This is a genomic window from Cyanobacterium sp. Dongsha4, assembly GCF_036345015.1.
Taxonomy (GTDB): Bacteria; Cyanobacteriota; Cyanobacteriia; order Cyanobacteriales; family Cyanobacteriaceae; genus PCC-10605.
On record NZ_CP084098.1, the window covers coordinates 606,930 to 619,712 of the forward strand.

A 12,783-nucleotide genomic window follows, 5' to 3' on the forward strand; every position below is an offset into this window, starting at 1 on the left:
CCAATTTTTCATCAACCATTATTTAATTGAGCTTATGTTGTACTTTTGGCAAAAATTAACTTCTACTTTAGTTATCATTTTTATCTGTTTGCTGGGGTTATGTTTTTTTCCTCATAATACATTTGCTTTGACTCGTCAAATAGAAGAAGCCCCCCAACAATTTTTAACCCAGTCTCGTCATACTTTACGTGATAATCAGGGTAATTCGTGGCAGGTAGTCTTTTTTCAACGTGCGAAAAATGGAGAAGTAAAGACTGTTGATTTACGCTTGGTGGCTTTTCCTGATGTTGTTACTTTTAAGCATCCTCAACCTTTGAAAATAACTTTTAATCAGGGTAAAATTTTATTTGCGGAAGACAAATTTGCAGAGCAATCCCCTGCCCCTAATGTGGGAGAATATGATTTTATGCCGATTATTTCTCAGCTTTCTCCTACCGATTATATAGAGTTGTCTTTACCTGATGATCTTTCTTTGACTATTCCTGCGGCTATAATTGTGGAATGGCGATCGCTGTCTGATTTATAGTTAAATATAATATAATGATGGGAGTGTTTTTTTATGGTTGCCCTTCATCACCAAGTTTTAGAGTCTCGTCCTGATTCTTTTCGGGGTTGGTTTCAACAGGCAAAAGAATTGAAGTGTCAAGGTTTGTTTCTGGAGGCTCTCTATAGCTTCGATCGCGCTTTACAATATTATCAACAGGATTATTATTCTTGGTATTATCGTGGTCAAATTCTTGAGGAAATAAACTCTTTTTTAGAAGCAATAAATAGTTATAAAAAAGCCTGTGAAATTAAAAATAATAATTATTGGGCATGGTATAATCAAGGCTGTATTTGGCAAGAAAAGCTAGAAAACTATCAAGAATCTATTATTTGCTTTTTTAATGCTCTTAAAAATAAACCCGAAGATTATTGGTCAATATATCATTTAGCCAAAGCCTATTACGCTCAAAAAAAATATTTATTATCTCTTCACTACTTACAACAAGCCCTAAAAATTCGCCCCCATGATTATTGGAGTTACTACTGGCAGGGGGTATGCCAACAAAAATTACATCAATGGCAAAACGCAAGGTATAGTTATCAAAAAGCTCTTGAAATTAAGCCCTCCGATTATTGGACTTTAAAACAGTTAGCAACTCTTGCAGAAATTCAGTGTCTCTATCAAGATGCGATCGTATTTTATTCTCAGTTGGAAGAAATGGGAGAGGATACTGAGGATATATACTATAAGTTAGCACAATATCATCAAATACTTGGAAATAAAAGCCAAGCCTTACATTATCAGCAATTAATTACAACTAAATCTTGCTAAAGCGTAATTAATTTTACTTAAGAATAATTGAATAATTGCGTAATGTGCAGAAGTTTAATTATCTAGGTATTTGGTGAGCAAATTTTTATTGTATTTATTATGAGCGTATCTAATTATAATAATTTATCTATCAAAGGAAAATTTGATTTATATTTTCGTCGTCTAATATCAACTATTGCGGATTTACGTTTAGCCATTATTCTTCTTCTAGTTATTGCCATTTTTAGTATCACTGGCACAATTATTGAACAAAATCAACCCATTAATTATTATCAAGAAAACTACCCTGAAAATCCTGCTTTATTTGGGTTTTTAACATGGCAAGTATTGTTAAATATAGGATTAAATCATGTTTATACAACGTGGTGGTATTTAGCTATATTATTTCTCTTTGGTAGTAGTTTAATTGCTTGTACATTTAGAAGACAATTACCCGCATTAAAATCAGCTAAAATAGGTCATTTTTACCATCAACCTAGACAGTTTAATAAACTGGCATTTAGTGCAGAAATTAGCACTGAATCTCTTAACACAATAGAGTCAATCCTTAACAATAAAGGTTATAAAGTTTTTAGTAGTGATAATTCTATTTATGCCCAAAAAGGAATCGCAGGAAGAGTTGGCCCCATTATTGTTCATCTGGGCATGATTATTATTTTATTAGGTGCTATTTGGGGAGCGTTTTCTGGTTTTTTTGCCCAAGAAATGATTGCTAGTGGCAATACTTTTACCATTAAAAACTACTTAGAAGCGGGAAAATTAACTGATTTAGAAAAACCTCAATCTTTTCAAGTTAAAGTCAATGACTTTTGGATAGATTACACCCCAGAAGGAAAGGTTGATCAATTTTATTCCGACTTATCTGTAATTAATAAACAAGGGGAAGAAGTAAAACGAAAAACCATTTTTGTTAATCAACCATTAAGGTATCAAGGAATCACTTTTTATCAAACCAGTTGGAGTATTTCAGGGGTAAAAGTTCAACTTAATAATAGTCCTATATTTCAATTACCTATGGCAGAATTAGCCACAGAAAATCAAGGTAGAATTTGGGGTACTTGGATTCCTATAAAACCTGATTTAAGTGAAGGAGTTTCTTTAATAACAAAAGATTTACAAGGTACGATGTTTTTATATAATATGCAAGGAGAATTAATTAACGCTATTCGTCCTAATATGCCTGTGGAAGTGAACGGTATTAATTTAAAAGTTTTACAATTAGTGGGAGCAACTGGTTTACAAATTAAATCAGATCCCGGTGTGCCAATAGTTTATTTTGGCTTCGCTTTATTGATGATTGGTGTCATTATGAGTTATATTTCATTTTCACAAGTATGGGCTTTACAAGAAGGAAATCGGTTCTTTATTGGAGGAAAAACCAATCGGGCTCAAGTAGCTTTTGAGAAAGAAATGTACAACATATTAGAACAATTATAATTTTATTTTCTCTTAAATTTATTAGTAAAAAATAATATGAATTTTGACAGTATTAATGTTCAAGAGTTAGCTCAAATTTTAGCAGAAGAAAATCAAGCTATTCAACTGATTGATGTGAGAGAAGAAATGGAAGCCCAAATAGCTTCTATACCCCCATTTAAACTTTTACCCTTAAGTAAATATGAACAGTGGGCGAATAAAATTAAGGAAGAATTTAACCCTGAATTAGAGACGATTGTTATTTGTCATCATGGTATTCGATCGGCAAATATGTGTCAATGGTTAGTTGCCCAAGGATTCAAAAATGTAAAAAATGTCATAGGCGGTATTGATGCTTATTCTATCTATGTAGATAATACTATTAATCGTTATTGATTTTAAGAAAAGGGAATAGGCAAAGGCAATTAGTAATTAGGAATTAGTAATTAAGACGAGGCAAGAGGCAAAAGGCAACAGTGTTTAATTAATTTCCTCCTCATCCCCTCATCACCCTAATACCTGAAATCTGCCACCTGACACCTGACACCTACCTATTACTCATTATTCTTCCCCAAATTGAGGGTTTTATTTATGGAAGCAAACACTCAAATAATTGATTTACAAAGTCTTGCTAGTGGGGATATTTTACAGCTAAAAACCTATCATTTTCAGGGCAAAAATGGAGCAAAAAAAGCCTATATTCAGGCTAATTTACATGGTGCAGAAATTGTTGGTAATGCTGTAATATACGAATTAATAGAATTTTTCAGTAACTTAAATAGTGAGCAAATAGAGGGAGAAATAATTTTAGTTCCTATGTGCAATCCTGTGGGAGTAAATCAAAGAAATTTGTTTTTTTCCACGGGTAGATATAGCCCTTATGATGGACTTAATTGGAATCGAATTTTTTGGGATTATATTCATGAATCTCCTGATTTAGATACTTTTGTTAAACTTAATATTAATTTGAGTAAAGAGGAAATATATTATAATTATCTAACGGATATTATTAATAGTTTTTCTCATAAAATCCAAGAGGTAAATAATAGTCGAAGTTTACCTTTTTCTGAACATCTTAGAAATATTTTACAGTCTCTTTCTCTGAATGCTAATTATGTGATTGATATTCACAGTTCTAGTGTATCTGCTATTGATTATATTTATAGCTTCGATCGCCGCCAAAAGAGTACAGATTATTTTCTATTAGAGTATGCTATTTTAATGAATAAATATGATGGAAATGCCTTTGATGAAGCCTTTTTAAATCCTTGGTTGGTACTAGAAAAAAAACTTAATCACGAAGGAAGAAATATCACTTTTGATGTGGAAGCATGGACTTTAGAATTAGGTTCAGGAATGAGGGTAAAAGAAGAATCAGTTAAGAAAGGAGTTAGGGGAATAATTAACTATTTGACTTATAAAAATATATTAAAATTAGAATTAATTAAACCTCAAAATAACACTAGATTTGTTCTCAAAAATAACCTGAAACATTATTATGCACCTCAAGGAGGAATTATCCGTAATCGTTTAAAAGCAGGGACAAAAATTCAGCAAGGAGATACCCTTTATCAATTATTAACCTTCGAGAAAAAAGAGAGAAAGCCCATTATAATAGATATACAATCAGCAGATCAAGGCATAATTTATGATGTGTCCACTAACGATACTGTTAATCAAGGTGAGTATATTCTAGGTATTTTCCCTCATGTCTAATCCCAACGAGTCATTTTTGCCCATAATTCCCGTTGCCCCTCCAGATTTTAAATCAGGTTTTATCGCCATAATTGGGCGCCCCAATGTTGGTAAATCGACTTTGATGAATGAATTAGTCGGGCAAAAAGTCGCCATTACATCTCCCGTTGCCCAGACAACTCGTAATCGTCTCAGAGGAATTTTAACTAACCCTTCTGCACAAATTATTTTTGTTGATACCCCCGGTATTCATAAACCTCACCACGAATTAGGTAAAGTTTTAGTACAAAATGCTGTTTCTGCCATCAATAATGTTGATTTAGTTTTATTTGTTGTGGATGCTTCTCAACCTGCAGGAGGAGGAGATAGATATATTACTGATTTACTTTTAAAAAGCAAAACTCCCGTCATATTAGGATTAAATAAGAGCGATTTACAGGGAAGCAAAAAAGAAATCCTCAATGAAAGTTATCAAGAAATATGTCAAGAAAATTGGCAAATGATTAACTTTTCAGCCATTACAGGGGAAGGATTAGACAAATTACAACAGGAATTAATCAATAAACTTGATTTTGGGCCTTACTATTATCCTCCTGATTTAGTCACAGATCAACCCGAAAGATTTATTATCGGTGAGTTGATTAGAGAACAAATATTATTACATACTAGAGAAGAAATACCCCATTCAGTGGCGGTGACAGTGGAAAAGGTGGTAGAAGAAACAAAAATCACGAAAATTTATGCGGCGATTAGTGTGGAAAGAAGTTCTCAAAAAGGTATCATTATTGGACAAAAAGGGCAAATGTTGAAAACTATTGGTACTGCCTCTCGTCAACAAATGCAAAAATTATTAAGTGGAAAAGTCTATTTAGAGTTATTTGTTAAAGTTGAGCCTAAATGGAGACAATCTCGGTTGCGTTTAGCTGAATTTGGCTATCAAGTTGAGAAGAATTAATTTATAAGATAGATTGGGGTGTTATAACAAAGGTTTCAGGTTGCAGGTGTCAGGTTTAGGGGAGTAATGAGTAATGAGTAATTATCAACTATTCACTATTCACTAATTGCCCTTTTGAAATTTATTCACTAATTCCAAATGATAAATCCTTTTCTTAATTTAGAGTACGAACCAGCAATGGAAAATTTAGGGGATGATTACTATGATATAGTTACTCCTGCTGAATTTCCTCAACATATTCTCAGATTTCGTAATGATGATTTATTACCAATTATCGGCTTAAGTAAGGATGAAGTAGAAGATAGCCATTGGATAGAGGCTTTTGGTAAATTTCAGGGTATTAGACCGTTTTTAGCTTTAAAATATCATGGTTATCAATTTGGGGTTTATAATCCTCAATTGGGGGATGGTAGAGGTTTTCTTTATGGACAAATTAGAGGTAGAGATGGGGTATTATACGATTTTGGCACAAAAGGCTCTGGTAGAACATCTTATTCTCGTCAGGCAGATGGCAGATTAACTCTCAAGGGGGGGGTGAGAGAAATTATCGCAGGAGAGGCTTTATTTCGTATGGGTGTTAATACTTCCCGTTGTTTGTCTTTAATTGAAACGGGGGAAGCCCTATGGCGTGGAGATGAACCTTCTCCCACTCGTAGCTCGGTAATGGTAAGATTTAGTAAGTCGCATATTCGTTTTGGTAGTTTTGAAAGGTTATATTATTTTCAACGCCCTGATTTAGTGCAAAATTTGCTGGATCATGTGATTTATTGTTATTATCCTCATTTAACAACGCAGGATAAGCCTTATACTCTTTTTTACTCGGAATTAATCCATAGAGTCGCTTTATTAGTTGCCCAGTGGATGAGTGCTGGTTTTTGTCATGGGGTGCTAAATACGGATAATATGTCTATTACTGGGGAAAGTTTTGATTATGGCCCTTATGCTTTTATTAATACTTATGATCCTACTTTTACGGCGGCTTATTTTGATTATGGTGGTAGGTATTGTTATGGCAATCAGCCTTTGATTTGTCGTTGGAATTTGGAGTTGTTACAAAAGCCTTTGGGGTTACTTATTTCTTTAGAGGATTTACAGCAGGAGTTGGCAAAATTTGAGAGGGTTTATCAAGGTTATTATCAAGAGTTGATGCTAAAAAAATTAGGGTTTTCTCAACTTAGGAATAATTTAGGAGAAAAGTTAGTTCAAGAAACTATTGATTTGTTAAAAGATAGTCAATGTAGTTATCATCAATTCTTTGCTGATTTAGCAGAGCAGTTTAATTATGGGTGGCATAATAGTTATGAATTAATTTTAGAAAATAGTGAGATAAAAAGTTCTAATTTAGATAGTTGGAAAAGGCTTTATCACCGATGCTTAGAGACTTTTGTAAGAGAAGAGTTGGAGCAAATTCAATGTACTTTACATCAATATAACCCCCAAATTGTACCGATTCGGGCTATTATTGAAGCGATTTGGCATCCAATTACCACAGAAGATAACTGGCTACCTTTTTATGATTTGTTAGCTCAAATTAAGCAATAAAAGTCGATAAGTTTGATGTTAACCTTTAAGCATTTTTTGTAAGCCTAGCCACCCAATAGCAATAAATGCGATCGCCAACATAAGACTGGAAATCGATGTTTTTAAACTTTGTTGTAGGGCTAATCCTTGAGCTTTTCTTTTTTCTTGATCAACCGCTTTTTGTAATTCTGATTCTAGTTGATTTCTTACTTCTTGAAATTTTGCTTTTAATTCTTCAGGTTTGTCTGATAGATTTAAAATTTGTTGTAGTTGATCTCGTTGGGTTGTAATTGACTGTAACTGTTGAGGATTTAATTGTTGTCCTCCTAAATTTCCTCCTGCCTGAATAATTTGGTTTCTCTGTTCAATTTCTTGTTTGAGTTGTTCAGGATTTTTGGAAATGGCTTCTAATTCTGATACAAAACCTTGAATCTGTGCTTCTTGTTGGGCAATCCTTTGGTCTATTTGCACGAACAAATCGGAGCTTACACGGTTTATATTACCAAAATGCAGGGGGACAAGCAATAAATAAGCTAATCCTAGGATACTGGCAATGATAAAAACGATCATCCTTACTGGCTTGTTTGGTTTTTCGGAGTTATTATTATCCCCAATCCACCAAGCAACTAATAAAAATGCGATCGCAACTAAGGGGGTAATTCCTTGATCAATAGCACTATTAGTTACATTTATTTGCCAATTGGGATCTTGCCATTGAGGTGAAATTAAAAGAAAAATGTAGTTAATTAGAGCGGAAATTAGGAGAATACCACCCACTAACTTAAGAATTAAACTGATAAAACCAGAGGTTATTTTCATATTTTAATAATAAAAATTAGCAATTCAAAATTTATTAATTAGTATTTACTAAGATATTGTACCAAGATATTAAATCTTTAATAGTAAAGATTAATTAAATTAAAATTAACATTTTTTTCATTAATTATTCGCAATTTTTTCTATTTATTACTTACATCACTTTTATGAAATTATTAAGATTTGGTTTTTCTTTTTTCTTCTTTCACTGGTGAATAAGGTGCAAAATCAGAGTGTTATCAAATGATAATTAAATCAGACTTATGGATCAATGTATAGCTATTTTTTATGAATCTGAAGATAACTTCAAATAATACAAAAGACCTTGTAAAGCAACCTCTGTATTAATTACCACTTTCAAAGGCATTTTTTCCAATAAAGGTTTCATTCTGCCTTTGTTCAGAAAGGTATTGACAAAATTACTATTTTGAAGTAGGGGAAGAATTTTAGTAATAATTCCTCCCGCAATATAAATTCCGCCATAGGGCAAAATTTTTAAGGCAAAGTTACCAATTTCCCCCGCGTAAGCATCCAAAAACATTGTCATGGTTTGAGTGGTTAAAATATCGTTTTTTATCAGGGCAGATTGTCCGATAATTTCTCCCGGGTCTATGGTATTATCTCCTTGTTCCCATTGTTTAATTTTACTGCTTATTTCCTCAGATTCAGAGGCAAATTTTATATCTCTTAAAAACTGATAAATAGCAACAATTCCCTGTCCAGAAATAACTCGTTCTGCTGAGATTCTTTGCCAACCAAACTTACTTTTTAAATAGTGTAATAATTGCCATTCTAATTCATTTTTAGGCGAAAAATCACTATGACCTCCCTCTGTAGCAAAAACACGATATTTATCTTTTTCAGGTATTAAAAAACTTTGTCCTAATCCTGTACCAGCACCAATAACACTAATGGGAGAGTTACTATTTTTTTCCCCTTCTTGCAGAGTCAATAGTTCTGATTCTTTGAGAGTTATAACTCCGTAACTCACCGCCGCAAAATCATTGAGTAAATAGGCTTTTTGACAGTGAAATTCTTGGGCTAATTCATCCCCTTTTATATACCAATTTAAGTTAGTCAGCTTACAGCTATTATTGTTAATTGGACCTGCGATCGCAATACATATTTTATCTATAGAAACACTATCTAAAAAACTTTTTACCATATAAGAGAAAGTTTGATATTCTTGACTAGAATACTTAATTTGCTTAATAGTTTCACAATGATTACTCTTATTTATTTCAACTAATCTTAAGATAGTTTTAGTTCCACCAATATCACCGATTAAAACTTTCATATTATTATCTAAATTATTGTTTTTATAGAGGGAGCATTACCAGTAATGTAAGAAAGATTAACTATATTAAATAGTTCAAAATTTTGATAATATTGAAATTATATTTAATAACTATAAATCAGGAGTAGTAAGACTATGAGAATAGTCGCTTATAGCTACATTGAGCTATTAATAGATTCTATACCAGATCCTCAAATTTGGGGATGGGAAATAGAAGAAATTTATCAAGACATAGATACAAGAGAAAAACTTAGTCAATTACTCTTTGATTCTCAAGATAATGCCCCTGATTATCTTTTAATTAATAGTCTTCACGAATTAGGTAATAGCTTAACCGAAGTTGAGAATAACATATTTAGATTAGAAAGTCTTAGTATTGAGATAATCTCTTTACAACAGGATTATCATAGTAAAAATTTTCAGAATATAAATAATATAAAACAAAGAAAAAAATTATTAGAAATTTGGCAGGAAATAGAAAATTTAATCAAACATAGAAAATTGAAAAAAGCCCATGCTAAAAATCGTTTAAATATCATTCCACCTCCTGGAAAACCTCCTTATGGATACTCAAGAGGCAAAGAAGGTTATATTGTTAACCGTGCCACTGCACCCATTATTAGAGCTTTTTTTGATCGTTTTTTACTTTATGGTTCTCTTCAAGATACGGTTAATTATTTAGCTGAAAAATATAATAAAAAAATATCTATATCTACGGCAAAATATTGGTTAAATAATCCCATTTATCGAGGAGATTTAAACTATAAAAATCAACAAATTATTCCCGATACTCATACTGCAATTATTACTAGAGAAGAGTCTGCACAAATAGAAAGAATTTTTCAAAGTCATCGTCGAGTTAAACAGAAAAGTGCATCATCTCAACACTGTTTAGCAGGTTTAATTCAATGTCAATGGTGTAAGTCAAATTTTCGAGTTAATACTGTCACAAAGCGAAATAAATCTGCAAAGTATTTATATTTAACTCCTGTGGAATGCAAAAAAGAAATTCCTTGTAAATCCATTAATTATGATTTAGTTTTACAAAAGGTTATCGATAATATTTGTAATAGTTTTAAAGAAATTAAAAATCAAGAACAAATGCCAAATATAGAACAAATTAAAAATTATTTACTAACAGAAATTAATCAAAAAAAAATAGTAATAACACAAATAGAAAAATTACTGGAAGAAAAAATTTTAGATGAAGAAACTGCAAAAATAAGAATTTACAAAATAAAACAGGATATAGGAGTGCTAAAACAGCAAATAGCAAAACTTCCTCCAAATAGTTTAAATACCATTGCGAATACATTATCTTTACCACAATTTTGGTATGATTTATCTTCCTCTGAAAAGAGATTTTATTTAAGAGAATTTGTTAAGATAATTGAGATTATTCCCCAGAATAATTATCCACAAAAAAAAGATGTTCAACTAAATTTTGTTTTCGCTAATGCACAATTAAACAATTCATGGCAAAATAGGGAAAAAGTATAGTTCTCAAAAATAAGTTAAATAAATCACAATGCGTATTTTACACACCATGTTAAGGGTAGGGAATTTAGAAAAATCCCTTGAATTTTATTGTCAAGTATTAGGCATGAAATTATTACGCCAAAAAGACTATCCAAATGGAAAATTTACTCTGGCTTTTGTTGGTTATGGTGATGAAAGTGATAACACTGTAATTGAATTAACTCACAATTGGGATACTGATAGTTATGATATTGGCAATGGTTATGGGCATATTGCTTTAGGGGTTGACGATATTTATGGTACTTGTGAACAAATTAGGTCATTAGGTGGTAAAGTAACTAGAGAACCAGGCCCTATGAAACACGGCTCTACAGTAATTGCTTTTGTGGAAGATCCTGATGGATATAAGATAGAATTAATACAATTAGGTACTCAAGGAAGTACTTCCTGATAGAAGTAAAAGTTATACTGTTATGGTTAGTAAGCAACAGGCAATAGGTAAGAATTTTAATTATAACAATCGAATTATAACAATGGGCTTAAGCCCATTGCCTCGTTAATTAGAAAAATGAAATTAATGCGTCTTAGCTTACTGGCAATATTTTCTTTGGTTACTATTTAAACTTGCTCATAAATCTTAAATCAAGATGATTTTTAAGATACCACAATAGTGGCGATTCCCATCCTAAATAACCCCAACTAGCAACAGCACTTTCATTTCCTGTGCCAATAATGTTTAAATAATTACGGGGTGAGAAATATGGTTTTAATGGCTTATTTTCAATAAATCTAAATAAGTTTTTGAATAATGGTTTACCTTGTCTGACGGCAAAAACTCCCGCTTTGGGATGGGGATTTTCTCTTGGTGTAGCAATGTCTCCTGATGCAAAAATATAATTATAGTTAGTGGTTTGTAGGGTGTTTTTTATCAGGATAAAACCAGTTTCATCGGTGTTAATGGGATTATTTTTTAACCATAAGGGCGCACTTGCTTGGGTAACTAAAATATGATGATTTCCTGATATTATTTTTCCTGTTTTGAGGATTATTTCTGTTTGAGTAATTGCATTTACTTCTGAGTTTAAAAATAGGTTAATCTTTTTTGCCTGTAAAATATCTGTGAGTTTATCGCTTACCCATTGGTTATGATTTTCTAATATTTTTTCTCCTCGATGAATAAGATTGATGTTAATATTATTTGGGGTCATAATTGACGTTAATTTTTTGTGCATATTGAGGGCTAATTCTACTCCTCCTGCACCGCCTCCAATAATATTTAGGGTAAGGAATTGATTTTTATTGACTTGATAATAGTCAGTTATTTTTTTCCATTTATCTAAAAAAGATAATACGGGTTTTGCTGGAATACTATATAGATTTGCTCCTTTAATGGTGCTTTTTTCTGGAGTGCTACCAATGTCAATAGATAAAATATCAAAATGAATTTTCTTTCCTGAATGGCAAATAACATATTTTAGCTCAGGATTTATGTCTATTACTTTATCTAAAATAAAATTAATTCCCCTACTTTCTGCTATTTTTTTGATGGGGATAAATAAGTCTTGGGAAGAGTAATATCCTGCAACATAGGCGGGTAAAATACCTGAATAAGGACTGATGGGAGTGTCGCTAATTATGGTAACATTAACCTTATTTAAATGATTTTTTCTAATTAAAGAAAGTGCGATCGCATGACTATGACCTCCTCCTATTAAAAGTAATCTTATCATGATTTATGGTAGGAGTAAATCTGCATTTCCGGGTTTAGGTAATTGAAAAGAGGGAGATTGTGAAGAAGGGGTTTTTTGTTGATTTTGTGTAGATTCTTGATTGATTTCTTGATTTTCGGGATTATAGATACTTACTAAGACATTAACTAATTCATTTCTTTGTTGCCTTGTCAAACTCTTTATTACTTGTTTGTCTTTTTCAAGGGGATTTTCTGTTATCGTTGAACTGGGATAACGTTGCTCATCCATGATTTCATTTTTACCTAAATAATCCGCAAGAGTTAGTTTCCAATCAAGACGATATACTGTCGGACGAGATTTGACATATTGATGATAACGAACTATTCTCGACACTAAGGTATTCTCTGAAACTACCTGATTTGTCTCTACATTCAAATAATTATTTTCTAAGGGAAAGTTTGGTATTTGTTGATAAACTTCTCTCGATACTACTTCAGGAGTCAAGGTTTGAGCTGAAACTCTAGCAAATGGCAACTCGTTTTGATTAATATTCATTGAGCCATTATAATAATGGACTGAAAAATAATGGGTGAAT

At 32.0% G+C, this 12,783-nt stretch carries 13 protein-coding genes; 9 read left to right on the forward strand and 4 right to left on the reverse strand.

The features are described 5' to 3' along the window. The first annotated feature begins 34 nt into the window (after window positions 1-34). The 7 genes from Dongsha4_RS02660 (at window position 35) to Dongsha4_RS02690 (ending at window position 6,926) form a co-directional block, all read left to right on the forward strand. Window positions 35-526, forward strand: coding sequence for a DUF3122 domain-containing protein (locus Dongsha4_RS02660; protein WP_330204219.1), 492 nt, complete (start codon window positions 35-37; stop codon window positions 524-526). A 33-nt stretch (window positions 527-559) separates the two neighbouring features. After that, window positions 560-1,318 carry a tetratricopeptide repeat protein gene (locus Dongsha4_RS02665; RefSeq protein WP_330204220.1) on the forward strand — a complete coding sequence of 253 codons (759 nt, stop codon included), beginning with the start codon at window positions 560-562 and terminating at the stop codon, window positions 1,316-1,318. A gap of 99 nt (window positions 1,319-1,417) precedes the next feature. Further along, window positions 1,418-2,755 (forward strand): cytochrome c biogenesis protein, encoded by a 1,338-nt coding sequence (locus Dongsha4_RS02670; protein WP_330204221.1) that lies wholly within the window; start codon window positions 1,418-1,420, stop codon window positions 2,753-2,755. Between the two features lie 36 nt (window positions 2,756-2,791). Then, window positions 2,792-3,130 (forward strand): rhodanese-like domain-containing protein, encoded by a 339-nt coding sequence (locus tag Dongsha4_RS02675; protein ID WP_330204222.1) that lies wholly within the window; start codon window positions 2,792-2,794, stop codon window positions 3,128-3,130. Between the two features lie 195 nt (window positions 3,131-3,325). Then, complete coding sequence (locus Dongsha4_RS02680) at window positions 3,326-4,450, forward strand: succinylglutamate desuccinylase/aspartoacylase family protein (RefSeq protein WP_330204223.1); 1,125 nt, start codon at window positions 3,326-3,328, stop codon at window positions 4,448-4,450. Continuing rightward, a complete protein-coding gene (gene era, locus Dongsha4_RS02685) occupies window positions 4,443-5,384 on the forward strand; it encodes a GTPase Era (protein ID WP_330204224.1) in 942 nt (313 codons plus the stop codon). Before Dongsha4_RS02680 ends, era begins: the two co-directional genes overlap by 8 nt. A 138-nt stretch (window positions 5,385-5,522) precedes the next feature. Next, a complete protein-coding gene (locus Dongsha4_RS02690) occupies window positions 5,523-6,926 on the forward strand; it encodes a protein adenylyltransferase SelO (protein ID WP_330204225.1) in 1,404 nt (467 codons plus the stop codon). 18 nt (window positions 6,927-6,944) lie between these two features. Here the strand turns inward: Dongsha4_RS02690 and Dongsha4_RS02695 are convergent, their stop codons facing one another. Further along, window positions 6,945-7,724 (reverse strand): HpsJ family protein, encoded by a 780-nt coding sequence (locus tag Dongsha4_RS02695; protein ID WP_330204226.1) that lies wholly within the window; start codon window positions 7,722-7,724, stop codon window positions 6,945-6,947. 283 nt (window positions 7,725-8,007) lie between these two features. Then, on the reverse strand, window positions 8,008-9,018 hold the full coding sequence (locus Dongsha4_RS02700) for a glucokinase (protein WP_330204227.1): 1,011 nt from the start codon (window positions 9,016-9,018) through the stop codon (window positions 8,008-8,010). A 135-nt stretch (window positions 9,019-9,153) separates the two neighbouring features. Between Dongsha4_RS02700 and Dongsha4_RS02705 the strand changes: the two genes are divergently transcribed. Together Dongsha4_RS02705 and gloA are read left to right on the forward strand one after the other, a co-directional pair. Further along, the gene (locus Dongsha4_RS02705; protein WP_330204228.1) at window positions 9,154-10,518 is read left to right on the forward strand and encodes a recombinase family protein; all 1,365 of its coding nucleotides are present in this window, start codon (window positions 9,154-9,156) and stop codon (window positions 10,516-10,518) included. 28 nt (window positions 10,519-10,546) lie between these two features. Further along, window positions 10,547-10,948, forward strand: coding sequence for a lactoylglutathione lyase (gene gloA, locus Dongsha4_RS02710; protein WP_330204229.1), 402 nt, complete (start codon window positions 10,547-10,549; stop codon window positions 10,946-10,948). 163 nt (window positions 10,949-11,111) lie between these two features. Here the strand turns inward: gloA and Dongsha4_RS02715 are convergent, their stop codons facing one another. Both Dongsha4_RS02715 and Dongsha4_RS02720 read right to left on the reverse strand, forming a co-directional pair. Continuing rightward, the gene (locus tag Dongsha4_RS02715) at window positions 11,112-12,227 is read right to left on the reverse strand and encodes an FAD-dependent oxidoreductase (protein ID WP_330204230.1); all 1,116 of its coding nucleotides are present in this window, start codon (window positions 12,225-12,227) and stop codon (window positions 11,112-11,114) included. 3 nt (window positions 12,228-12,230) lie between these two features. After that, a complete protein-coding gene (locus Dongsha4_RS02720) occupies window positions 12,231-12,743 on the reverse strand; it encodes a hypothetical protein (RefSeq protein WP_330204231.1) in 513 nt (170 codons plus the stop codon). Window positions 12,744-12,783: the final 40 nt, after the last annotated feature.